Source organism: Spirochaeta dissipatitropha (genome assembly GCF_054657935.1).
The window spans coordinates 368,582-391,010 of the sequence record NZ_BAAHXT010000002.1; the positions used below are offsets into that span (position 1 = coordinate 368,582).

Here is a 22,429-nt window from a genome sequence, read left to right on the forward strand (position 1 = left end):
TTTTATGGAAGTATGGCACCATAATCAGGTGAATACCAAGAATACTTCAATCATACGCGGGAAGGTCCCCGCAGAGACAGCACAGCGCCTGCAGGCCCTGCAATCGCTTATAAATGAACGAATCGTTTTCCTTGACGGTGCGATGGGTACCATGATCCAGCGCTGCGGTCTTGAAGAGCAGGATTTCCGCAGCGGTTCCTACGCCTCAATTCTCGAAGATCACAAGAAACCGCTTAAGGGAAATAACGATCTACTTCTACTTACCCGGCCTGAAATAATCCGGGACATACACATGCAGTTTCTGAATGCCGGTGCGGATATAATCGAGACCAACACCTTCAACAGTACCAGCGTGTCACAGGCTGATTACGGGACAGAGCATCTGGTGTATGAACTGAACCGCGGCGGTGCAGCCCTGGCACGTGAATGTGCAGCAGCTGCCGATGCTGAAAAAAGCGCGGCTGGAGATTCACCTCAGCATTTTGTTGCCGGTGTGCTGGGGCCTACCAGCAAAACCCTGTCTCTGTCTCCGGATGTAAATAATCCCGGCTATCGGGCCGTCAGTTTTATCGAGCTCGCCGAGAGTTACCGTGAAGCTGTAGGTGGACTGATCGACGGGGGCTCGGATCTCATACTGATTGAGACCATTTTTGATACCTTGAACGCCAAAGCCGCGATCTATGCAGTGAAGCAGGAATTTGCCCGCCGCGGATATGAGCTGCCGATTATGATATCCGGTACCATTACCGATGCCAGCGGGCGGACATTGTCCGGTCAGACCGCAGAAGCATTCTACTATTCCATTCAGCATGCAGAGCCCTTCAGTGTAGGTCTGAACTGCGCACTGGGGGCGGATCTCCTCAAGAGATACGTGGCTGATATTTCCAGGGTAGCTGATTGCCCGATTAGTACACATCCAAATGCAGGCCTGCCTAACGAGTTTGGCGAATACGATCATTCACCTGAATTCATGGCTGGTATTATGGCTGATTTTGCCAGAGACGGTATCGTCAATATTATCGGAGGCTGCTGCGGAACTACACCGGAGCATCTCCGGCAGATCTGTGAGGCTGTCCGCGGAGAGAAACCGCGAACAGTGCCTGCGCATCGGGAGCAGATGTGTTTGAGTGGACTGGAACCTCTGGTTAACACTCCTGAGCTCGGATTTATCAATGTCGGAGAGCGGACAAACGTCACCGGTTCACGCCGCTTTGCACGGCTTATTACCGAGAAGAAATATGAAGAAGCCCTTGAGGTAGCCCGCGATCAGGTCGACGGCGGCGCGCAGATTATAGATGTCAATCTGGACGAAGCAATGCTTGACTCTGCTGAGGAAATGCGGATTTTTCTGAATTTACTGGCTGCCGAGCCGGACATCAGCCGGATACCTGTTATGGTCGATTCCTCCAAGTGGGAGGTTATCGAAGCCGGACTGCAATGCATACAGGGCAAGGGCGTTGTCAATTCAATCAGTATGAAAGAAGGGGAGGCGGCATTTCTTGCGCAGGCAGAGAAAGTACGCCTCTACGGTGCTGCTGTCATCGTTATGGCATTTGATGAGAAGGGCCAGGCTGATACCCGTGAGCGGAAGGTTGAAATCTGTCGCAGGGCCTACAAACTGCTTACCGAAAAAATCGGCTTTCCTCCTGAGGATATCATATTTGATCTCAATGTTTTTGCTATCGGAACAGGCATCGCTGAACACCGGAATTATGCCGTAGATTTTATTGAGGCTGCAGGGATTATCCGTAGAGAAATGCCTCTGGTCAGTATCAGTGGCGGTGTCAGCAATGTGTCATTTTCTTTCCGCGGCAATAATGCTGTGCGTGAGGCTATTCATTCCGTGTTTCTGTACCATGCAGTGAAGGCTGGAATGAATATGGGAATTGTAAATCCGGGGCAGCTGGAGGTATATGACGAGATCCAGCCTGAACTGCTTGAACATGTCGAGGATCTGGTTATGAACCGACGTGAGGATGCAACGGAACGCCTTCTCGATCTTGCTGAATCAGTACAGACGCAGGGAAAATCCAGGGTTGAGGACCTTTCCTGGCGTGAGGAAACGGTTGGCAAGCGCCTTGAGCATGCACTCGTAAAGGGAATTACGGCCTATATAGAAGCGGATACCGAGGAGGCCAGACAGAATGCCGATCAGTCCCTGGATGTAATAGAAGGTCCCTTGATGGATGGCATGAATGTTGTCGGAGACCTTTTTGGATCAGGAAAAATGTTCCTTCCCCAGGTTGTTAAGAGTGCTCGTGTCATGAAAGCCGCAGTAGCCTATCTTCTGCCGTATATTGAAGCCGAAAAAAAAGCAGGCGGCGGGGAACAGAAAGCCAAGGGAAAAGTACTGATGGCTACCGTCAAGGGCGATGTTCATGATATCGGCAAGAATATAGTCGGAGTAGTGCTTGGCTGCAATAATTACGATATAGTCGACCTAGGTGTCATGGTTGAGTGCGAGGATATTCTCAAAGCTGCCCGTGAGCATAAGGTTGATGTAATCGGGCTCAGCGGATTGATCACTCCCAGCCTCGATGAAATGGTGCATGTTGCCTCGGAAATGGAAAAGCAGGGCTTTGAAATTCCCTTGATTATCGGAGGCGCCACTACCAGCAAGATTCATACAGCAGTCAAGATTGATCCTGCATACCATGGTGCAATTGCCCATGTGAAAGATGCATCTCTGGCTGTTCATATAGTCAGTAGAATGCTCAATGACTATGAAGGCATCCGGAAGGAACTCAAGGATGACTATGAAAAGACCCGTATCAAGCGGGCTGCCCAGGCAGATGAAAAAGAATATCTTCCGATTTCCGAGGTCAGGGCAAAGAGGTTCTCGCCGGACTGGAAAAGCTACACCCCTCCTGTGCCGAAGCTTGTTGGCAGAAAGCATTTTATTGATTATCCCCTTGAGCACATCCGCAAATATATCGACTGGGGTTTCTTTTTCTTCAGCTGGCAGCTGAAGGGGAAATATCCGGATATCTTCGACGATCCGAAAATGGGGGAGGAAGCCCGGAAACTGTATAAAGATGCAAATGCCATGCTTGATCGCATGATAAGCGAGAAAAGGATCCAGGCAAATGGTTCCATTTTTATTCTCCCGGCTGCATCTACCGAAGACGATGATATACGGATTTATGCAGATGAGGAACGAAGTAAGCTGCTTGGTGTCTGGAATACCCTCAGACAGCAGAAGCGGAAGACCGAAACGCCCTATTATCTGAGCCTTTCGGATTTTATCGCTCCGGAATCCAGTGAATGCAGGGATTATATCGGCGGTTTTGCAGTAACCGCGGGAATAGGAGCTGACAAATTTGCCGAAATATTCGAGAAGGCAGGTGACGACTACAGTGCAATCCTGGTCAAGATTCTGGCAGACCGGATGGCTGAGGCCTTTGCCGAATGTCTGCATGAGGATGTCCGCAGGGAATACTGGGCGTATGCTCCAGATGAGAATTTCTCTGTTGAGGAACTGCTTGCCATTCGGTATCAGGGAATCAGACCGGCCCCCGGTTATCCGCCCTGTCCAAATCATGAAGACAAGGCCGCGCTGTTCGATATACTTGAAGCAGATGAAAATTCCGGTATCGAGCTTACCCAGAGCTGGATGATGACTCCGGCAGCATCTGTAAGTGGATATATCTTCAGTCATCCTGAAAGTCATTATTTCGGGGTTGGAACTCTGGCCAGGGATCAGGTTGCTGATTGGGCCAAAAGAAAGCAGATTGAGCTTGAAACAGCCGAAAAATGGCTTGCACCGAAACTTGGATACAATACGTAACGAATGGTTATAGAAGATGGTTAGTTTTCTATGTGTAAATGTTGTATATTTGTAATGAGAAAGGGAGGTTTTCCATGAAATTTTGGAGAATAAAGTGGCTTGTGCTGGCAATTATGGTTGTTTTTGCTGCAAGTTGTGCATCCACCCCCGAACCGGAACCCGAACCGGAGGTGGTGGATATTGTAGAACCGGAACCTGAACCGGAACCTGAGCCTGTTGGACCTGCTCCTGAAGCAGAACGACAGAGAGCTCTTGATCTGAGATTGCGGATCCAGGAACGAGGTATAGCTGACCGTGACCCGGAAAATTACACTCTGGGCAATCAGGCTTTCGATAGAGCCGAGGATTTTTTCCTTGCCGAAGATAATATCGAAGCAAAAACTGAGTATGATGCTGCTATTCTGAGTTATCGCAGAGTAATCCGTTCGGGATTTGCAGATGAAATTGCAGCAACAAAACAGAATATCAGCAGTGTCCGTCAGGAGGCTGATGATGTTCGCGCCGCACGCGCGGCTGCCGATGAATATGAGGCTGCTGCAGCTGCATACGATGAAGCTGCTGAACTGGAAGCCGAAGAAGAATATGACATTGCGTATGACGCATACCTTGAATCAAACAGGCTTTTTACAGAGGCACGTGACATCGCCGCCGAACGGCGTCAGGCAGCTCTCGAGGCACTTGAACGCAGCCGGACCAGCATTCAGGAAACCGAGTCACGAATCCGTGACCGTGAAGAATCTGTGAGTGCCGAGGTGAGCGAGGATGAAGCTGCAGCCGAGGCTGAGCGGGAACTCGCTGACGAGATAGAGGAGGAAGAATAAATGAGAGTACAGACTAAGTGGATTTTATCACTGCTGGCAATTCTGTTTGTTTTCCTTGCACCCAATGCATTCTCCCAGAATCTGCTTGACAATCCGGAAATACGGCAGTCTCGTGAATATGAGCGCCTGGCTGAACAGGCTATTGAAGATGGGGATTATGCAGAGGCTATCGAGTATTCCGAGCTGGCAGCCGAGTATGCCCGAAGAGGGCAGGAGACAGCGGAGCGCATGGCGATGGCCTACCGAGCCAACAGTCTTCGGAATCGTGCTGACAGCCGAATCTATTACTCCCGGAGAATAGGGGTTCCAACCCAGGCTCCGGACGTATTTACTGAAGCCCTTGAGGTTTTTGCAGATGCAGAACGCTATCTCCGTGACGGGCGTTATGAGCTGAGCATGGAAAGCTCACAGAAGGTGTTGAGCCTGCTGGACGGCTTCGAACCACGTCGCTTTGTTGCTGAACGCCCTGTGCAGCCCGATCCCGAGCCGGATCTACCCCGATACTATATAGTCAGGAGAATCCCTGAGCGACGTGACAGTTTCTGGCGTATTGCCGAGTATGACTTTGTATATGGTGACCCGTGGCTCTGGCCGCGCCTGTATGAACGCAACAAGGATCTGCTTGTCGACCCGGAAAATCCGCACCTGATTCATCCTGGCATGCAGTTTGAAATTCCAAGCCGCGCCGGAGAACTACGCGGCGGTATCTGGAATCCTCAGGATGCCGAATAAGCATCTGACTTGAACTGGCGGCTGATCAAATGATCAGCCGCTTTTTTTTATGGTTTCAGGAAATAGTTCTAATTTTTACTCAATACCTAGCACCCGACTACTCGACATTGCTTCCACTGCTGAAGAATCTTTCCACTGCTTCGGAAATTGAATCGCTTGCAAGAACTTCTTTCAGCGGACCATGAGCTGCAATTTTCCCATCTTCCAGAAAAATGAAATTGTCAGCAACCCGTAAGATGCTGCTGAGTTCATGTGAGATAACCAGCATTGTTACATTCGTTTTCTCTTTCAGATAAAGGAGCAGCTCATCAATTTCTTTGGATGTCTGGGGATCAAGTCCGGCTGAGGGCTCATCAAATACCAGTAGCTCAGGATCCAGAGCCATGGCTCTGGCCAGTGCTGCCCGTTTTTTCATACCCCCGCTCAATTCGGATGGTTTCATATACAGGGTGTGCTCCATGCCGACCAGCTTGAGTTTTGCATAACATATCCTGCTTATCAGTTTGTCCGGAAGATCGGTATGGCGCTTCAGGGGAATTGCTACATTATCATGTACACTGAGAGAATTCAGTAAAGCCCCGTGCTGGAACAGGACACCCACACGCTTCATGATCTTATCGAATTCATCACCCTCGGCATGCTTCATTTCAATGTCAAAGAGTTTTACATCTCCTGAGTCAGCTTTGCTGAGGTTCAGAATAATTCTTGCCAGGGTTGTCTTTCCACTTCCGCTGGCTCCGGCAATAACTGTTATTTTTCCTGGATAGATATTGAAATCGATATCGTGAAGAACCTGTACACCGTTAAAGCTTTTACTGATTCTGTGTCCGGAAATTATCGGTTTATTCATTTCTCACCCCAGATACACAAAACTGAAAATAACATCAATTAATATCACAGCAAAAATTGAAGAGACAACTGAGGTCGTGGTCATTCTACCGACTTCCTGTGCACCGCCTTTAGCCGAAAAACCGCAAAAACTACCAATAACAATTATTGTCCAGCCAAAGACCAGACTCTTGGAATAACACATAACAAGATCTCTCGTGGTCAGGACTGCAAAGCTTCTGTTCAGGAATATTGAGGCACTCAGATCAAGGTACAGTACAGCTATACCCATGCCTGCAATAATTGCAACAATAATCGAGACCGTAACCAGCAGAGGCATGGCGATGGTAATTGCATAGATTTTCGGTACTGTCAGATAACGGATGGGATCAACACCCATGGTCGTCAGGGCATCCAGTTCTTCATGAATACTCATGCTGGCCAGTTCCGCTGCAATGGAGGATCCACTTCGTCCTGCGATAATGATAGCTATACCCATCGGAGCAATCTCTCGTACTACTGAAATGGCCAGGAGATCAGCCATAAACAGATTTGCACCTATCATACGAAGCTGTGCTGCTGACTGTAGAGAAAGAATCAACCCAAGTATCAGAGAAAGAAAAAGAACTATGGGGGCTGCATTCAGTCCGAGGTGCAATAGTTCCTCACCGAAAGATCCTTTGCGGGCAGATTTGCGTGAGAAAATGCTATGTGTCGCCGCGAATGCAACATCAGCAAAGTGAACGAAAAAGTGGAGCGAAGCATCGACAATGGTATAGAATCGCCCACCGATTGTCTCCACCATGGATGCGTGATCATCTCTGGTCTTTTCCGGCATATCCTGTGAGGAATACAGCTCCCAGCGCTGCTGTAAATCACCCTCAAGTCTGATAACAGCAGACCTGGGAAGTTTATGATATGCAACTGCTTCATCCAGCAGCGCCGCTCCTGCACTGTCAATCTGAATTACTGATTCCGCATTTATCGAAGTGGTCCTGCCGGGGTTTCTAAGCAGTTCGCCGGCAATTTCCGGTATCGTATCACGGTCGAGCCGCTTCGGCAGCCTGAATACCTGCTCAGCCTTCCTCATACAGTATTTCCAGTATAGCTGCCATGAAGGAATCTACGTGATCGTACAGATAGTTCTGAAAGGCCAGTGAAAAATCGGAAGGACTATCCGATTCCAGTTTGATTTCTCTGCTTTCAGAGCTTGTGTACAGTAGTCTGTTCTGACTGCGATTAAGCAGGCTGATTCTTGTCTGGATTGCTGCATAAAATTCCCTGTCCTCCGGCAGAAGCTCCAGCTTGTCGATCTGCAGCTGGATCTCATATTTGGGCAGAGGAATTCGTGCTTCGCGTTCTACAGAGATGAAAATTCCGGTCTTCAAAGCCCTCTGGGCAACAAAGTCTGCAGCTCCGCGGGGAAGACTGCTCGCCCACAGGTGGTTCTGTAGATAATGTATCTGAGTGGCATTCACCCGCCGGACCATCTGCCTTCTGTTATATGCTTCATGAACCCGTGCATCACGGACATACAGAATTTCATCTATCCGAGGAAGCTCCATAAGCGAGGCCGGCAATTCCTTTTGATCAGCCAGGAGAGTGTAATAACGGCTTGGCTCTGATCTGTTTGTGAAGCAGGAAGTGAGAATTGCAGTCAGTAGGACTGCACTCAGAATTGTGTATACATTTCTCATAAGTTTGCCCCTTTAATCCCTTCTGGAACGCAGCAGAAGACCGGGATCTTCGCTAAGCAGGAATGAAAATTGAGAGAGATTGTCGGCAGTCAAACGCAGACTATCCATTACAGCAAAAAAGCTTCCCTGGCTCTGGATCGTTAGCTGTTCGACCTGTGAAGCAGCTGAATCAACCTGTCTGGCTGCATTTATCAATTCCTCTGAGACATCAGCAAAGCGAGGAAGATTGGCTTTTTCGATTTCCTGCTGCAGAGTCTCGACTGTGTGGTCAATATTATCCAGAGAACGGTTCAGTCTGTCTGTTATAGACGACAGGTTCTGAAGACTCTGCACAAGGGGTTCACTGCTCTGTTTGATCAGTGAATCAATGTTGTTGGTAATACTGTTCAGCTGCTGTGCGTTCTGTAGAATCAACAGATTAACATTGGCTAGTGTCTGTGCGATGCTGTCGGGATTATCCGGATTAATCAGATTACTGGCATCGAGAATGAAGCCGTCCGCACTGTTTGACAGATCCAGTACCGGGGTCAGTAGCTGATCGAGCAGGCCAGGCGCCATTTTAATGGTAGAGCCTGGCTCCAGGACAGGTGCATCAAGGCTGCCTCCCCGAAGTTCTATATTGGTTGTACCGGTTATTCCAGCCAGAACCAGCTGAGCCCTGGTATCTTCCCTGATTTTTACATCTTTATTTACCGCTATCTCAATGATAACCCTCTGGTAGTTCTCGGGATCGAATCTCATCTGGAGTACTGTGCCGATGGTTATGCCGTTGTAATAGACAGGGCCACCCTGATTTACTCCTCTGACGGAGGCATCTTCGAATACGATCTCGTAATAATCCCAGCTCTGCAGCAGGCTAGGTCCTGCAACCATGGCTGCAAAGGCCGCCAGTGCAATGAATCCCAGGAGTATAAATATTCCCAGGCGGATTTTTTGTCGCCTTGTAATCATATAGTAATGGAGTATAATGCTTCATTATTTTTTTCGCCATAGCATTGACCTGAAGCCGGCATATGGATACGCTTTTTTTAATGAAACAAAGCGTAGATTCGGTATCCCGGGCTGGCATACTTTCAATAGTGGTCAATCTGATTTTATTTGTCGCCAAGCTGATGGTCGGATTATCTATCGGTTCTCTTGCTATTTTAGCAGATGCCTGGCATACCCTTTCTGACAGCCTGTCCTCACTCGTCGTTATTATTGGTGCACGTATTGCTCACAAGCCGGAGGACGATGATCATCCATTTGGACATCAGCGTGCTGAATGGATTGCTGCAGTTGTAATCGCAGTAATGCTGGCTATGATAGCCGGTAATATAGGGCTTGGTTCTCTGCAGCGAATTCAATCTTCTCAAGGTATCCTCTTTGGTCCGGCTGCCATAGCTGTAACCGCAGCATCTGTAATATTCAAGGAAGCACTTGCCTTGTACTGCTTTTTTATAGCCCGGCGCTGCAGTTCTGAGTCGTTGAGGGCAGACGCCTGGCATCATCGAAGTGATGCACTCAGTTCTCTCATAATCCTTTTTGGGATTCTGATCGGGTACAGATATGCTTGGATGGATGCAGCACTCGGACTGTTGATCGCAGGCTTCATTCTGTTTACCGCCTTTGGGCTGCTGAAAAGGGTGGGATCCTTGCTGCTCGGTGAATCACCGGATGATGATATGCTGCGCCGTCTGTCGGAAATAGCTGACCGGGTTGCAGGACAGTCCGTCGATCTCCATCATGTACATCAGCATGTCTACGGTGGTCACAGGGAGCTTACCATGCACATACGCCTATCAGGCAAACTGAATCTGGCGGATGCACATGCAATTACAGATAAAATAGAGCATGTCATGAGAACTGAACTTGATGTTGAACCCACAATACATATTGAACCGCTATCATGAGTGTCAATCCAGTGTTTTCCTGATTTATGGTACTGTATTTCTGAGAACTGCCGCGCTTACAGCACCTACGCGTTGATGAATCAGTCTGCCTTCAGAATCAAGTACGAAAGTAGTCGGGACAACCCGGATCCCGAATGAGTCCTGAATCCTGCCGTCCGTGTCCATCAGGTGAAGCAGGCTGGAATCGTAATCCGAAGTGAAATCCCGGACAGCCTGTATTGATGGTTCACTTCTGGTAAGGTTCACTCCGATTATTACTGCCCTGTCCCCTAGTTCCTCCTGCAGTTTTAATAACTCTGGATATTCTGCCCGGCATGGAGGGCACCAGCTTGCCCAGAAATTCAGTATTACTGCCTGGCCGTGGAAGTCAGACAAGGCATACCTTTGTCCGTCCAGACTGTTCAGTTCAAAATCGATTACCGCAGCATTTTCTGAAGATAGAGGTCTGCTCTGTATAATGTTTCCTGCCGCCATAATCAGTACTGCACTGAAAGTCATGAGCACAACACTACGTCTGAAACTGATTGTCAGAACCAAGTGGCCTGCATATGCGCTTCGCTTGCTGTACAGGAAATGAAGCACTGCTGCTGTAATACCAAGTATGCTGCCTGCCGGGCCTCCCGGGAGATACAATAATGCGATTGGTGACTGCATTACCGTACCGAATGAGAATATCAGTGGTGAAAGCTTCCAGAAAATAATGAAAACGAACAGAGCATTCAGTACCGTGTCACTGCTAAGTTTTCTGAGTCGGGATCTGTCCTCGGTGCTCAGGTCTGCTTTGTGTAGGCTGCTATATAAAACACCGGCTATTAGAGCTGCCGCTGCTGCTCCGGCAGTGAAAAGATAATGACTGGGGAATGATATCAGGTTATTCATATATAAAGAATAACTAATTATGGGCTCGATGCCAACTCTGCTATGAGCTGTGCAAGTTTGGCAGGACTCACAGGTTTCCCGAGAAAGGTATTTATACCGGCATTCAGGCACTGGTTCTTCTCATCTTCCATCGAGAATGCTGAAACAGCGATGATCGGTATATCATGATTCAAAACCGAGGAATCGCTGGATCGAATTATTCTGGAGGCTTCGAGCCCGTCCATCTCCGGCATCTGTATATCCATAAGAACCAGATCGAAGTGATGTTCTGAAAGCTCCTTGATTGCCTGAACGCCGTTCGATGCGATGCTTGTGCGATGCCCCTGTGAACGGAGAAGGGCATCGGTCACGCGCTGATTGATCAAATCATCCTCAACGATCAGAATGTCCAGAACCGGGCTCAGAATCTGGGTTTTTGAACCGCTGTGATTTAATCTACGCTCTGTAGAAGACGTTCTGTTCTGTGAGGAGTAATCCTGATTCATAGTCTGTTTACCGGTGATGTTGTCTTTCATTTTTTCTCTCGCGTATAATGCTGAGTATAGCGCATCAATCCTGATTACGAAACTTGCATCTGTCCCTTTTTGCGGTCCGCTCAGGCGGCTTTGAATGCTTATTTCCGTAGAGAGTTCCCGGGCCTGTCGTCTTGCCAGTGCCAGGCCAAGTCCAATGCCCCCGAAGCTGCGTGTAAGACTGGCATCTGCCTGGAAAAAAGGCTCGAATATTCTGGACATCGCATGATCCGGTATTCCGCATCCGCTGTCCATGACAGTGAACTTCAGATGCAAGGGATTCCTTTGAACGAGATCAATATGAAGGTGAGCAAATCCTTTCGAGGTAAATTTTACTGCATTATCTATCAATGGCTTCAGCAGCTGCCTGATTTTTCCGGGATAGCCAATAAGCCAGTCAGGTATTTCCGGGTCCACAGTGAAGCTGAAATCCAGTTTCTTTTTCAGGGCTGCCTCCCTGTACTGGCTGAATATTTCGTTGCAGACAGTAGTGATCCGGAAACGGATCTGCTTGTCCCTGAGTTGATTATGATCCAGCTGCGAGAAGGACAGGATCTCCTGCACTACATCGTGCAGGCGGTGGCCGCTTTCACGGATAAGCTTAAGCAGGTCTCTCTGGTCGGGTTCAAGGCGCTCAATATCAATCAGTTCCGATATACCGATAATGCCGTTCAGAGGTGTCCTGAGTTCATGACTGATGTTTGCAATAAACTGATCCTTGACCAGGCTTGCCGAATCAGCCTTGTCGAGGGCATTCTGAAGTTCGGCTTCCATGCGAAGCCGCGTGCTTATATCTCTGGCTGTTTCTACCACACCTATGAATTTACCCGATGGGCTGAACACTGGAGAGGCATGAATGGACCACTGTCGGCGGTCAGGTAGATTCCGTTCCACCCATTCTTCCTTATGGCTTTCAAAACAGCGCAGTACCGGACAATTCTCACAGACTTTGTTACGATTGCTACCCCAAAGGCTGTAACATTTCTGCCCGTGGAGCGTTCCTCGAGTCGAGTGGAGGCTCTGCTCTGCTTTTTGATTGGCCCATGCAATTTCAAGAGTATCCTTCTCATAGTATATGACCATGTCAGAAACCGATGAGAGTATCTGCGAGAACTGGATCTGATTAAGCTCGAGTGCATCTTCTGTCAGTTTTTCTGCACTAATGTCGCTTGCGATGGCATCCATCCCGATGACCCTGTTTTCGGCATCCCGCTGCAGGATGTTGTGTAGTGAAATCCAGATTGTACGGTCATCTCTGGATTTCCATCTCATCCTGAACTGCGGGGGCAGCTGATCTGGCTGTTCCAGCATAGACCGGATGCGGTTGCGATCTTCAGGATGGATTATTTTATAAAGCATTTTGTTGCTTTCATAGAGTTCTTCTGGAGTATATCCGCTTATTTCCAGAACAGAAGGGCTCACATAGTTCAACCTGAAAGAAGGAAATAGCTGGCAGTGAAATACTACATCGCCGACTGCACCACTCAGATCCTCAATACTCTTTCTTCTCAGAAGAATCTCTTGATTAAGCAGGTGCTGTCGGGTAATATCCTCAGCGATGGTAGCGAAAAAACCGGGGTTGGTTTGAAACGCATGTACCCGGAACCAGCGGGATAATGCAACCGAATAATCCTCGAATATTTCGGGAGTGCCTTCGGTGGCAACCCTGGCGTAACGGGGGATCCATCCGGCTTTGTCGTGTGCCGTTTCAGGGAGCAGTTTTGTGACTGTTTGACCGATGATCTTTTCTCTTGTGCTGTGGAGCAGCTCAGCGAATGCCTTGTTGCACTCGGTGAACCGGTAATCAACAGCCTGCCCGGTATCATCGAGAATTAATTCGTGAACTGCAATAGGTATGGGAGTTGTGTGTAAGATATCGGTATTATCAGTCATTAGTCTCCCCACTCAGATAAATTATAGTTGAAAAATATGTGAGAAATCAATTTTTTCTGCTTCATAATTTTAGAAAAACGGTTTATCATGGTATTGATCACGCAGACAGGAGTTTTGTGTCCTATGAAAATGAAACGGGTTACCATAAATGACATTGCGGAGGCAACAGGTTTTTCCAAAACCACTGTATCCTTTGCATTTAATACACCTGACCGTCTGCCTGCGGTTACAGTCAAAAAAATCAGGGACACTGCCCGGGAGATGGGCTATTCGCCGGATCCCCTTGCCCGTTCCATGACCACCAGGAAGACTGGAACGATTGGTCTTCTGTTGCCTCAGGAACTTCAGCTCGTCTGTGAGAATCATCTTTTTACCGATTTATTGCGTGGTATCGGGGAAATGCTGGAGCATGATCATCGTTCAGTGCTGCTTGTCCCGCCAGTGAAGGGAAGCATCAGTGAGGCAATTGCAGGTGCAGTAGTAGACGGCTTTATAACCTGGGGACTCGAACGGGAGCATAGTGCTGTAGCTATACTCGAGCAGCGGGGAATACCATATGTTATGCTGGATGCAGATTCCTTCGATGACGTTCCATGCGTTAATGTAGACGATCGAAATGGTGCCTACGAGGCAATGCGCTACGTTCTTGCCAACGGGCATCGCAGGATTACTATTCTTGCGTTTCTCAACCCCTACGGCCTCGATTATGAACAGTATCATGGAACCATACGGGAGCGTATTCAGGGCTATGATGATGCATTACGTGAGGTTGGATTGAATGTGGATTCACCTGAAATCCAGCTTGAGGTTGATATGGTTACCCGGAAAGCCGGACATGATCTTATGCACAGAATCTGGTCGTCCCCTGATACGCGTCCGACTGCAATTGTTTCAATGAGTGACACCTGTGCACTCGGAATTATCGAGTATTGTCATGATAAGGGAATCCGTGTGCCACAGGATCTGTCTGTTGTCGGCTTTGATGATGTGCCGGAAGCCGCCCTTATGAATCCTGGATTGACAACTGTTGCCCAGTCGGGGGTGGACAAGGGCAGGGAAGCTGCCAGAATTCTCCTCGAACTTCTGAAAAAGACCAGCGGAAATCCTCATGTGCTGTTAAATACACATCTTGTCGTACGCGGGTCGGTTACGAGGGCTGCAGCTTCAAAATAAGCATCGGTTTTTTGCCGGACGCTACTCAGTCATTATTTTCTCGGGAAGCTCAAGTACTTCTATGGCACCGGGCAGACCTCCTTCGGGCAGTGCAAGGATTTTTGCCAGCAGCTTAATATTATGCTGCTGATAGGCCATCAACTCATTGTGATAGCTGTCCATAATAACAAAACTGGCATTAACTGCGAGCTTTTCCTGATCATCAATAAGGGTTAGCACTAGCTGGGTAAATGGCTCATTGCCAATCAGTCTCAGCCTCCCATACAGCAGGGACTCTTCCCCGGCGCTTAACTCATTCCATGCGGGCTGTGGCTCCTGTCTGCCGAAGCCGAAAACCTCACTGGCAGGGATCAGTGCCAGACAGCAGATTAAAAATAACTTCAGATACATGTACTCTCCTCTCAGGGAAGGCGGATTATTCTGTAGCTCATATCATAAGGAACCCTGAAACTGAAACTGTGACTTCCCTGCAGGGAGTTCCCAAGCAGGAGTATATGACTGCTTCCTGGAGCAAAGCTGTAGTTCAGATCGAGGTCATGAGCAGGAATGGCGCGGGGCCCGGTGTCGGATAGCAGTCTGGCGTCGGAATTATTCACACTGATCTGGTTGAAGTTGTACAGATTTATTGATCCCAGTCTGTAATCATACGCCAGTCCCTGTTCTGTCAAAGAAAAATCGAACCCGGAGCTTCCGTTGTTCAGTCTTTTGCTCTCAATAGCTGATGTGCTGCCGGATCGCAGTGCGGCTTCAGAAAAATCAAGCAGTAGATCCTCGAAGCTTTTTTTCGTACCACCGATTTTCAGCACAGCCTCGGTAATAGCCCGATCATCGGAATAGCGGTTCTGAATGATTTCCCGAAGCAGGGCCGGCCCTCCGTAGGCTCTCAACAGATATGCTCCGAAGGAGTAGGATAAGGCATAATCGAATAGAATATCATAGCGACCTCGACCGACACCCCACTGTGTCAGACTGTATTCCGGTCTTCCGTTATAGAAGCTGAGCCTGCCGCTGAACCGCCCGTTGTTTCCCGGACTGCTGCCGGGCCCATAGTCAAATTCATCGTCTTCGGTCAGCTCGAGTTCTCTGGGACCGGGAATGTTCAGCTTGTCTGCCAGTAGATCCTCCATGGCCATTGCAGCCAGTTCATCGAGCCAGGTTTCGCTGGCATCGCCCTGGAGGATTGCCTTCTGGTAGAAATTGATCATGTGCTGGAATTCGTGGGCCAGGGTTGAATACACAATCTGCTGGTTGCTGCCCTCCGGTGACCAACTACCGTTTTCGCTGTTCCCTGGATCAGCATACAGGGCGGAGTTCAGATAGAAGTACAGTCCTTCGTTGCTCCCTCTGGCATTGAGGAAGTTATTCTGCGCCCAGAAATAGCCGGCGAAGCCCGGGTTACTCATATCCTTCAGTACAATATGAATTTCCTGTGCAGCTTCCGGCGGAATAAGATTGCTGTAGTTGTGGCTTCCCCATGGTTTTCCGGCAATGTCCACTGCCCAGTCATAAATTGCTGCTTCGCCGGACCGAAGGAAACGGTCAGCCAGTTCCCCAACCATTATGTCGCTTGGTTCTGTGACATCGGAATCAACCGAATCATCGGTTTGCACCCAGATAAACAGATTTATTTCTGTACTTTCAATACTCTTGCTGCGCTTTTCTCTGAGTTTGGTATTTATTTCTTTTACACTCTGAAATCCTGATGGGTAGATGTAGAGATTCCGTTCAGCCCCGATCTCCCAGTCGGAGAAACTCTGGTATCTGACTGGCTCCAGGCTCCGGCTTGAGATGCTGGAGAGCAGGTCGAGCAGACTGCGGTTTTCCTCTGCTATCTCACGGCTGAGCTCAAGGGCAGTTGTAAGTTGTTCGATATCCGGATCATCACTGGCTGCTGGAATTTCCTGCATCCGGGGACTCAGTATGCTGCGTGATGAGCTCACCGAGGAATCTATCAGCTCATACCCGCGTCTGCTGTCAGGGCCTGAATTGACGAGCAGCAGGTATACCTTCTCATTGGAGTAGTTTCCGGATTCAGTGGTAACAGGAGGAAGGGGCAGGAATGTCCTTCTGATTTCATTTCCACGTTTCTCCCGGTAAAACATCCGGGCTCGAAGATTCGTCTCATTGTGAATAGTGATAGGTCCCCGGTATAAGTTAGAACTTTCACTCACACGCGATCCATCCAGGGTATAGTATATCTTTCCGATAGAGGATGCAGGAATCAGGGTGATTTCGGCATATCCATCGAAGAATTCACCTGAAAAATCATATTCAATATCCAGTCGGAGGTCAGGATTTATAAGTGCGCAGCTGCTGACAAGCAGTACCGCGGTAAAAAGCAGTATATAGCGTTGCATATATAAATTATACTCAGATTTCCTGGTCCGTGCAAACCAGTGCTTGTATTCCCTTGCCCTGAACGATACAATGATCTGCTGTCAAGCGGAACATCTTTCAGGAGGACATGTGCCCAGCAGTACTGTTGAACAATATATTAAAACCGTCTATCTGCAGATAGAGCAGAATCACAGACCACTGGTCCAGATGAAAGAGCTCTCGGATGCAATGGCCGTAACCCCCGGAACTGCCACCTCAATGGTCAAGCATCTTGATGAACAGGGACTGCTGGAATACCTGCCCAGGAAAGGGGTTCAGCTGACTGAAAAGGGCCGCCAACTGGCCCTGAAAATGGTCCGTAGACATCGTCTTATAGAAACCTTCCTCGAAAAAGTGCTTGGTTATGATTGGGCGGAGGTCCATGATGATGCCGAGCGGCTTGAGCATGCTGTATCCGACAAGTTTATTATACGTATCGCTGAAGTCCTGGAGAATCCTGATTTTGATCCCCATGGCGATCCAATACCGTCCGCAGAGGGTGCCGTTGAACTATCACAGGACATTCCTGTGATCCACTGTCCGGAGAACGCTGAGATCGAGATACGTCGGATTGCTGATACTGACCCGGAATTTCTGGCTTTAATGAAGTCTCTCAGGCTTACACCTGGTGAACGTTTCAGTCTGCTCGAAATCTCTCAGGTGGCAGGAACCCTGCGACTGAGACACAGTAGTGGTGAAGAGGCTGTAATCGGTTATGAGGCTGGTGCAAGAATTATGGCAGCGGCTTCAGCTGCACGCGTGTAGCACCCCAGCTGCCGCGGGAAGCCCAGTCCAGCTGGTAGTCCGTAACATAGTCCAGGCGTTCAAGCAAGGCATGTACCCTGGTGCGTAGTACGCCTTTACCTTTTCCATGTACAATTCTGACAGAGAGGATTTCCCTGAGTCTGCATTCCTGTAGATAATCCGGAATCAGATCGCCGACCTCAGAAGGTTTGAACAGATGCAGATCGAGTTCATCCCGGATCGGCAGCTGCTGCATATTGGATTCCATCTCAGAGTCTCAGCTGTCCATGAAGTTGAGGGAGAAGATCTCTTCAATTTCTGCTGCTGCTTTCTCCTCATCTGGCCCGTCAACCATCAGCTTGATCCTGTCTCCCTGCTGGGCGCCGAGTGAGAGAATCATAACGATTTCACGGCAGTCAGCTTCCATACCATCCTTGATCAGAATGATCTGAGCTTTGTATTTTTTAGCTGCGGTGAAAAGAAGCCCTGATGGCCGGACATGAATCCCTTTAGGGTTTGTTACAACGAGATCTCTGGTGATCACTCCCTGGCTCCCTTCGATGATTTCTGTTCGTTTTCAATTATTTCTATCAAGATTTGTACTTCCTTATCTATGTTTTTTAACTGTTCCAGATCAATAGCAGCATTCAGTTCTGCTGTCTGGCAAAGATCACCGAGAGCGGGAAAAGCCATATTTCTGGCAAAACCTTTCATTTTGTGTGCAGCCTTGGAGTACAGCACTGTGTCTCCGGCAGCTACAGCTTCCTGAAGGGACTGAATATACATCGGAAAATCCTCGATTGCATAGCCCAGTAATTCAGAGAGCAGTTCACTGTCCTGACCCACCCGCTGTTCAAGTTCGTCCCTGTTGAAATGATGCACAATATGTCTCCCGTTCACAGTCTATTCGAGGAAGAGGTATGTTGCAATATAATCTCCTGCAGTTCCTGTTCATTTACTGGTTTAGGACTGTAGGCATTCATACCTGCAGCCTGACAGCGTTCCTGTTCGCCGCTCATCGCATGAGCAGTCAGGGCTATTATAATTGATTTTGATGGTGTCTGATCAGCAGACAGATCGGCCTCTTCTATGCTTCTGATCTCCCGAGAGGTTTCGTAACCATCCATCTCAGGCATCTGGATATCCATGAGTACTATATCCGGTCGATGATCGGAAAATATTCTAATGGCTTTGGCTCCGCTTTCAGCTTCGAGAATTTCTGCACCCGGGAGCATTCTCTGAATCAGGACTCTTGCAAGCACTCGATTAACTCTGTCATCGTCTACTACCAGAACCGTGTACATTGAACAACCGTTTTCTACGCAGGGATGTTCTGGGTAGTGGAATGCGGACTTCACTGCATCATCGGCAGTTTCTATCACAGTAAGATTCAGGTTGAAGAAAAACCGGCTTCCTTTCCCCGGCTCGCTTTTCAGGTTCAGCTTGCTGTTCATAAGACCAAGAATCCGGTTGGAAATCGGTAGCCCCAGACCGGTGCCGCCGTATTTTCTACTCGTGGAGGGATCTGCCTGTACAAATGATTCAAATATATCCGCTTGCTGGTCACGGACTATTCCAATGCCGGTATCCGCGACACTGAAGCGCACATGGGCTGTTCCCGGGACAGTCGTGTGCAGTGACTCAATCATTAGATCTATGCTGCCATGTTCTGTAAACTTGATCGCGTTTGACAGCAGGTTGGTGAGTACCTGTCTCAAACGAAGCTCATCTGCCAGCACCAGCTTAGGGATTGATGGGTCTATTATCAGTTTCAGCCTGTTAGCCCTTCCAACTGCCTGCGGATGCATTGTATCGACAAGATCCTGTAGAAATGGTCTCAGTTCGAGGCTGTCTTCGTGAAGCTCAAGTTTCCCTGCTTCTATTTTGGAAAAATCGAGAATGCCATCAATAAGATGTAGAAGAATCTCGGATGATTTGCGGATATTCCCTGCAAATTCCTCCTGTTCAGAATTTTCCGGTTCGAGAAGCCTGGCAAATCCGACAATACTGTTCAATGGGCTACGGAGTTCATGGCTCATGGCGGATAGAAAGCTCGATTTGGCAAGGCTGGCATTCCGGGCTTCCTCTATGGCTTCCTGCAGGGACAACTCAACCTGATACTGCTCACTTAAATCGATTGTTGTCAGTACGATGTGTTTCGGCAGGCCGTCATCTGTAGGGATCACTGCTCCGGTGACCATCATCGGAAACATATGTCCATCGCGATGTTTATGCCAGATTTCCAGTGAATCAGTTCCTTTTCGATGGAGTACCCGTTCTTTTATACCTGTTTGATCGCTGTATGTATCTGAAACCGGCCTCCCGATGAGGTCTCCTACCTGGTAGCCGTGAAGCTTTGCGTAGTAATTGTTACTGAATCGGATTTTCCCATCGAGATCTGTAATTACAACCCCGTATGCAGAGTTGTTGAATATAGATCTGAAGCAGTTCAGTTCGTGTTCGGTTTTGGAGCGTATCAGCATAAGTGCCGTCTGATGTGCCAGACGTTGAACAAATTCAGTCCTGGAATCGGTCTGTATCTCGCTGTTGTACAGGATGAAATCACCAAGTTCAAGTTCATCATGTGAAATAATGATTCTATGAATCCGGAATGTATTCCCGGCATTGCCCTCATATTGTTCTTCCTGGATTTGTCCCAGGGGATGTCGGCCTGTTTCTGCTATCAGCTGCTGTAGTATAGCAGCTGAGCCGGCTATGGCATTTGTTCTACTTGTGTGTCCGTCAGCCTCGATAAGATTCATAACACAGAACTCTGCACCACTCAGCTGCAGCATGCATTCGCATATATGCTTGTAATCTGCATTTACCGCACTTGTCTGCATGAGTTCTTCAGCCATTCTGCTTGACAGTAGTGCTGCTGATATATCAAACATGCAGATTGTACATTGATTTCCATGGCTCCTTGATCTCAGAATCATAACACGCTTCTGTGACTGTAGGGAAACAGTAATTTCCGGGCTGCCGGAAAGGCATGAGAGAAAGGCAGAGTGGAGCTCGGGAAATTCTGTCATGATCTGTTCTGCACTGATGTTTCGGCCCAAAACTTCGAGAAATTCGGGATTCATTTCCAGAATGCAGAACGATCCCGTTTCTGTTTCCTGTAGAACTGCACAGGGAACAGGAAGGGACTGAATTCCGGAACCAGATTCATTCATGAGAGTGCGCGATTATAGGCCTGGAGATAGTGCTTGATCAGCCGGTCCCAGTCGAACAGAGGCGAGGCGGCTTCAGTACGGTTCCTCAGCTCAATGCGCTCTCTCCTCGAAAGACGCACGAACTCCGCCAGGGTATCTGCGAGTTCTTTGACACTGCTCTCATAGTCAGAATTTCGTCGGTCAATTACATATAATCCCTGTTTACTGTGTCCACGCATGGATTTCTGTACATAGTCTCCGAAACCTGAAAGATTGCTGGTAACAGCAGGAATGCCTGAAGAGACACATTCAAGTGGTGTATACCCCCATGGTTCGTAATAACTCGGGAAAATACCCAGATGACACCCTCTCACGAACTCGGTGTATTCCATACCGAATAGCGGGCTGAGTTGAGTTACAAAGTCTGGATGGTATACGATTTTTACAGGGTCTTCGCGATAATTAAACAGCTTGACTGTGCGGATTGCATTCAGTAGGGGATCGTTCAGGTCATCTACCATATTGTGTGTTGTTACATAAGGCAGTTCAGGTGATTCCCAGCTTTGCAGGGAACGTCGGATCCGCAGCCTTAGATGTTCATCAACACAGCTGTTCAGATCGGGCATGCGGTGGGTATCCTCGCTCAGTGCCTTGTACAGGAGTTTTCTGCGGATCTGGTCTGCAACCTCATTACAGGCATTGCGGATTTCTTCCAGGAGAGCACGGGATTCCAGAACTTCGGGGTTGATTGTGTGGTAAGGCGCTCTTGTAATGAAAAACACCACAATCTTCATTGGAGAGCCAGTTTCCTTCAGCTTGTCATTCAGCAGTTTCAGTGCGTCAAGCGTCAGGTCAAATCCCTTGTTCCTGAATTCATAGCGCCCTGAGGTAAAAAAATAAAGAGTATTATTCAGATCCATAGGAGCATTTCTGAAGAAGTGTCCCATGATAAATGTGTTGATTCGTTCCTTGTTTTCTTTATGCAGGTTCTGGAACTCATGGAGGGCTTCAAAGCGCTCGCTGTTGATGCCGTTTGGAAGTAATAGATCAGGTTCTCTTCCAAGTAAATGGATGCATTCGTCAGCGGTAATAGCACTGACGGTAGTAAATACATCCGCCCCAAGAGCAGCGGCCCGCTCCGCTTTGACTCCCGGACTTATTCCGTAATGCGCAGCTTCCTTTTCCCAGTCATATGTATCAAGATTTTCATAGAACTTTTTTTCCTGCATTGCAAGATAACGCCCGAGCAAGGTTGCATGTGTGGTGAAAACCGTTTTCAGATTGTCAGGCTTTAATGATTCCGGCATTGCCTGGAGCATGCCGATTGGAAGTCCTGCCATCCATTCATGATAATGCGCTATCATTTTTCCGTTTTTCGGTGTGAGCTCCGCGCAGCGCAGGCTGAACTCGAAGAGTCCCATGCTGAACCGGGCAACCTCACGGAAGAGTTTGTCCCTTGCAGGATATTGAATTCCCAGTTCGCTCTGCAGCTTGTGTGCTATTTCGCTGTCAGTAAGGGGGCCAGATTCCGGATCAATCAGTACCACTTTCGGTCGGCCAGGAACAAGCCAGGTACCGTAGACAACCCGATATCCCCGGGATCTCAGCTGGGTGACTGCCTGACCGAACAGGGAGTTGTCCGGTTCCTGGGAATCAACCACCGCATCAGCCTGCTGAGGGAAATAGGGGCCAACCAGAATATAACGGTCATTCTGCCAGTGCTGCAGTATGCTCGTTATTTTTGTTCTGATTACTGTATAGATACCGCCTACCTGGTTGCAGACCTCCCATGCGGCTTCAATCATATATGCTGACCTGATGTTTTTTTTCGCTGCGCTCATACTATAAGACTATTACTCAAGTTAGGTTTCAAGACAAGGGTGATTTCAACTTAAACCGTTTTACAATCGGGAAGTTTTTCTATCAGCATGCTAAAAAAA

At 48.4% G+C, this 22,429-nt stretch carries 19 protein-coding genes; 6 read left to right on the top strand and 13 right to left on the bottom strand.

Annotation, left to right across the window (positions count from 1 at the left end; all coding sequences use genetic code 11):
* Positions 1 to 28: 28 nt before the first annotated feature.
* From metH to ACYQ2L_RS03385, 3 genes are all read left to right on the top strand, one after another.
* Entirely contained in the window at positions 29 to 3,787 is a 3,759-nt protein-coding gene (metH, locus tag ACYQ2L_RS03375) for a methionine synthase (RefSeq protein WP_460051040.1), read from the top strand.
* A gap of 74 nt (positions 3,788 to 3,861) precedes the next feature.
* Positions 3,862 to 4,608, top strand: coding sequence for a hypothetical protein (locus ACYQ2L_RS03380; protein ID WP_460051042.1), 747 nt, complete (start codon positions 3,862 to 3,864; stop codon positions 4,606 to 4,608).
* Positions 4,609 to 5,340 carry a LysM peptidoglycan-binding domain-containing protein gene (locus ACYQ2L_RS03385; RefSeq protein WP_460051044.1) on the top strand — a complete coding sequence of 244 codons (732 nt, stop codon included), beginning with the start codon at positions 4,609 to 4,611 and terminating at the stop codon, positions 5,338 to 5,340.
* A gap of 97 nt (positions 5,341 to 5,437) precedes the next feature.
* On the opposite strand, the gene ACYQ2L_RS03390 is transcribed toward ACYQ2L_RS03385, so the two are convergent.
* The 4 genes from ACYQ2L_RS03390 to ACYQ2L_RS03405 are packed head-to-tail and all read right to left on the bottom strand — an operon-like array spanning position 5,438 to position 8,816.
* On the bottom strand, positions 5,438 to 6,190 hold the full coding sequence (locus ACYQ2L_RS03390) for an ABC transporter ATP-binding protein (protein WP_460051046.1): 753 nt from the start codon (positions 6,188 to 6,190) through the stop codon (positions 5,438 to 5,440).
* A 3-nt stretch (positions 6,191 to 6,193) separates the two neighbouring features.
* Complete coding sequence (locus ACYQ2L_RS03395; protein ID WP_460051048.1) at positions 6,194 to 7,258, bottom strand: ABC transporter permease; 1,065 nt, start codon at positions 7,256 to 7,258, stop codon at positions 6,194 to 6,196.
* Positions 7,245 to 7,865, bottom strand: coding sequence for a PqiC family protein (locus ACYQ2L_RS03400; RefSeq protein WP_460051050.1), 621 nt, complete (start codon positions 7,863 to 7,865; stop codon positions 7,245 to 7,247). The genes ACYQ2L_RS03395 and ACYQ2L_RS03400 overlap by 14 nt, the downstream gene beginning before the upstream one ends.
* 12 nt (positions 7,866 to 7,877) lie before the next feature.
* Positions 7,878 to 8,816 carry an MlaD family protein gene (locus ACYQ2L_RS03405; protein ID WP_460051052.1) on the bottom strand — a complete coding sequence of 313 codons (939 nt, stop codon included), beginning with the start codon at positions 8,814 to 8,816 and terminating at the stop codon, positions 7,878 to 7,880.
* 80 nt (positions 8,817 to 8,896) lie between these two features.
* Here ACYQ2L_RS03405 and ACYQ2L_RS03410 point away from each other — a divergent pair, with 80 nt between their 5' ends.
* Positions 8,897 to 9,757, top strand: a complete 861-nt coding sequence (locus tag ACYQ2L_RS03410; protein ID WP_460051054.1) for a cation diffusion facilitator family transporter — start codon at positions 8,897 to 8,899, stop codon at positions 9,755 to 9,757.
* Between the two features lie 24 nt (positions 9,758 to 9,781).
* Here ACYQ2L_RS03410 and ACYQ2L_RS03415 read toward each other — a convergent pair whose 3' ends face one another.
* Positions 9,782 to 10,636 carry a TlpA family protein disulfide reductase gene (locus ACYQ2L_RS03415; protein WP_460051056.1) on the bottom strand — a complete coding sequence of 285 codons (855 nt, stop codon included), beginning with the start codon at positions 10,634 to 10,636 and terminating at the stop codon, positions 9,782 to 9,784.
* Between the two features lie 17 nt (positions 10,637 to 10,653).
* On the bottom strand, positions 10,654 to 13,041 hold the full coding sequence (locus ACYQ2L_RS03420) for a PAS domain-containing hybrid sensor histidine kinase/response regulator (protein WP_460051058.1): 2,388 nt from the start codon (positions 13,039 to 13,041) through the stop codon (positions 10,654 to 10,656).
* A 123-nt stretch (positions 13,042 to 13,164) separates the two neighbouring features.
* Between ACYQ2L_RS03420 and ACYQ2L_RS03425 the strand changes: the two genes are divergently transcribed.
* Entirely contained in the window at positions 13,165 to 14,214 is a 1,050-nt protein-coding gene (locus tag ACYQ2L_RS03425) for a LacI family DNA-binding transcriptional regulator (protein ID WP_460051061.1), read from the top strand.
* 21 nt (positions 14,215 to 14,235) lie between these two features.
* On the opposite strand, the gene ACYQ2L_RS03430 is transcribed toward ACYQ2L_RS03425, so the two are convergent.
* Together ACYQ2L_RS03430 and ACYQ2L_RS03435 are read right to left on the bottom strand one after the other, a co-directional pair.
* Positions 14,236 to 14,604: a hypothetical protein gene (locus ACYQ2L_RS03430; RefSeq protein WP_460051063.1), complete on the bottom strand. Its 369-nt coding sequence runs from the start codon at positions 14,602 to 14,604 to the stop codon at positions 14,236 to 14,238.
* Positions 14,605 to 14,615: 11 nt separating this feature from the next.
* Positions 14,616 to 16,571, bottom strand: a complete 1,956-nt coding sequence (locus tag ACYQ2L_RS03435; RefSeq protein ID WP_460051065.1) for a M30 family zinc metallopeptidase — start codon at positions 16,569 to 16,571, stop codon at positions 14,616 to 14,618.
* Between the two features lie 109 nt (positions 16,572 to 16,680).
* Between ACYQ2L_RS03435 and ACYQ2L_RS03440 the strand changes: the two genes are divergently transcribed.
* The gene (locus ACYQ2L_RS03440; RefSeq protein ID WP_460051067.1) at positions 16,681 to 17,355 is read left to right on the top strand and encodes a metal-dependent transcriptional regulator; all 675 of its coding nucleotides are present in this window, start codon (positions 16,681 to 16,683) and stop codon (positions 17,353 to 17,355) included.
* Here the strand turns inward: ACYQ2L_RS03440 and ACYQ2L_RS03445 are convergent.
* From ACYQ2L_RS03445 to ACYQ2L_RS03465, 5 genes are read right to left on the bottom strand one after another with little or no spacing between them, the layout of a single operon-like run.
* Complete coding sequence (locus ACYQ2L_RS03445) at positions 17,324 to 17,602, bottom strand: Smr/MutS family protein (RefSeq protein ID WP_460051069.1); 279 nt, start codon at positions 17,600 to 17,602, stop codon at positions 17,324 to 17,326. The genes ACYQ2L_RS03440 and ACYQ2L_RS03445 overlap by 32 nt on opposite strands.
* A gap of 9 nt (positions 17,603 to 17,611) precedes the next feature.
* Positions 17,612 to 17,878, bottom strand: coding sequence for an HPr family phosphocarrier protein (locus tag ACYQ2L_RS03450; protein WP_460051071.1), 267 nt, complete (start codon positions 17,876 to 17,878; stop codon positions 17,612 to 17,614).
* Positions 17,875 to 18,216 (bottom strand): Hpt domain-containing protein, encoded by a 342-nt coding sequence (locus ACYQ2L_RS03455; RefSeq protein WP_460051073.1) that lies wholly within the window; start codon positions 18,214 to 18,216, stop codon positions 17,875 to 17,877. Before ACYQ2L_RS03455 ends, ACYQ2L_RS03450 begins: the two co-directional genes overlap by 4 nt.
* A gap of 14 nt (positions 18,217 to 18,230) precedes the next feature.
* Positions 18,231 to 20,510 carry a PAS domain-containing hybrid sensor histidine kinase/response regulator gene (locus ACYQ2L_RS03460; protein WP_460051075.1) on the bottom strand — a complete coding sequence of 760 codons (2,280 nt, stop codon included), beginning with the start codon at positions 20,508 to 20,510 and terminating at the stop codon, positions 18,231 to 18,233.
* Positions 20,507 to 22,330 carry a glycosyltransferase gene (locus tag ACYQ2L_RS03465; protein ID WP_460051078.1) on the bottom strand — a complete coding sequence of 608 codons (1,824 nt, stop codon included), beginning with the start codon at positions 22,328 to 22,330 and terminating at the stop codon, positions 20,507 to 20,509. Before ACYQ2L_RS03465 ends, ACYQ2L_RS03460 begins: the two co-directional genes overlap by 4 nt.
* Positions 22,331 to 22,429 lie beyond the last annotated feature (99 nt).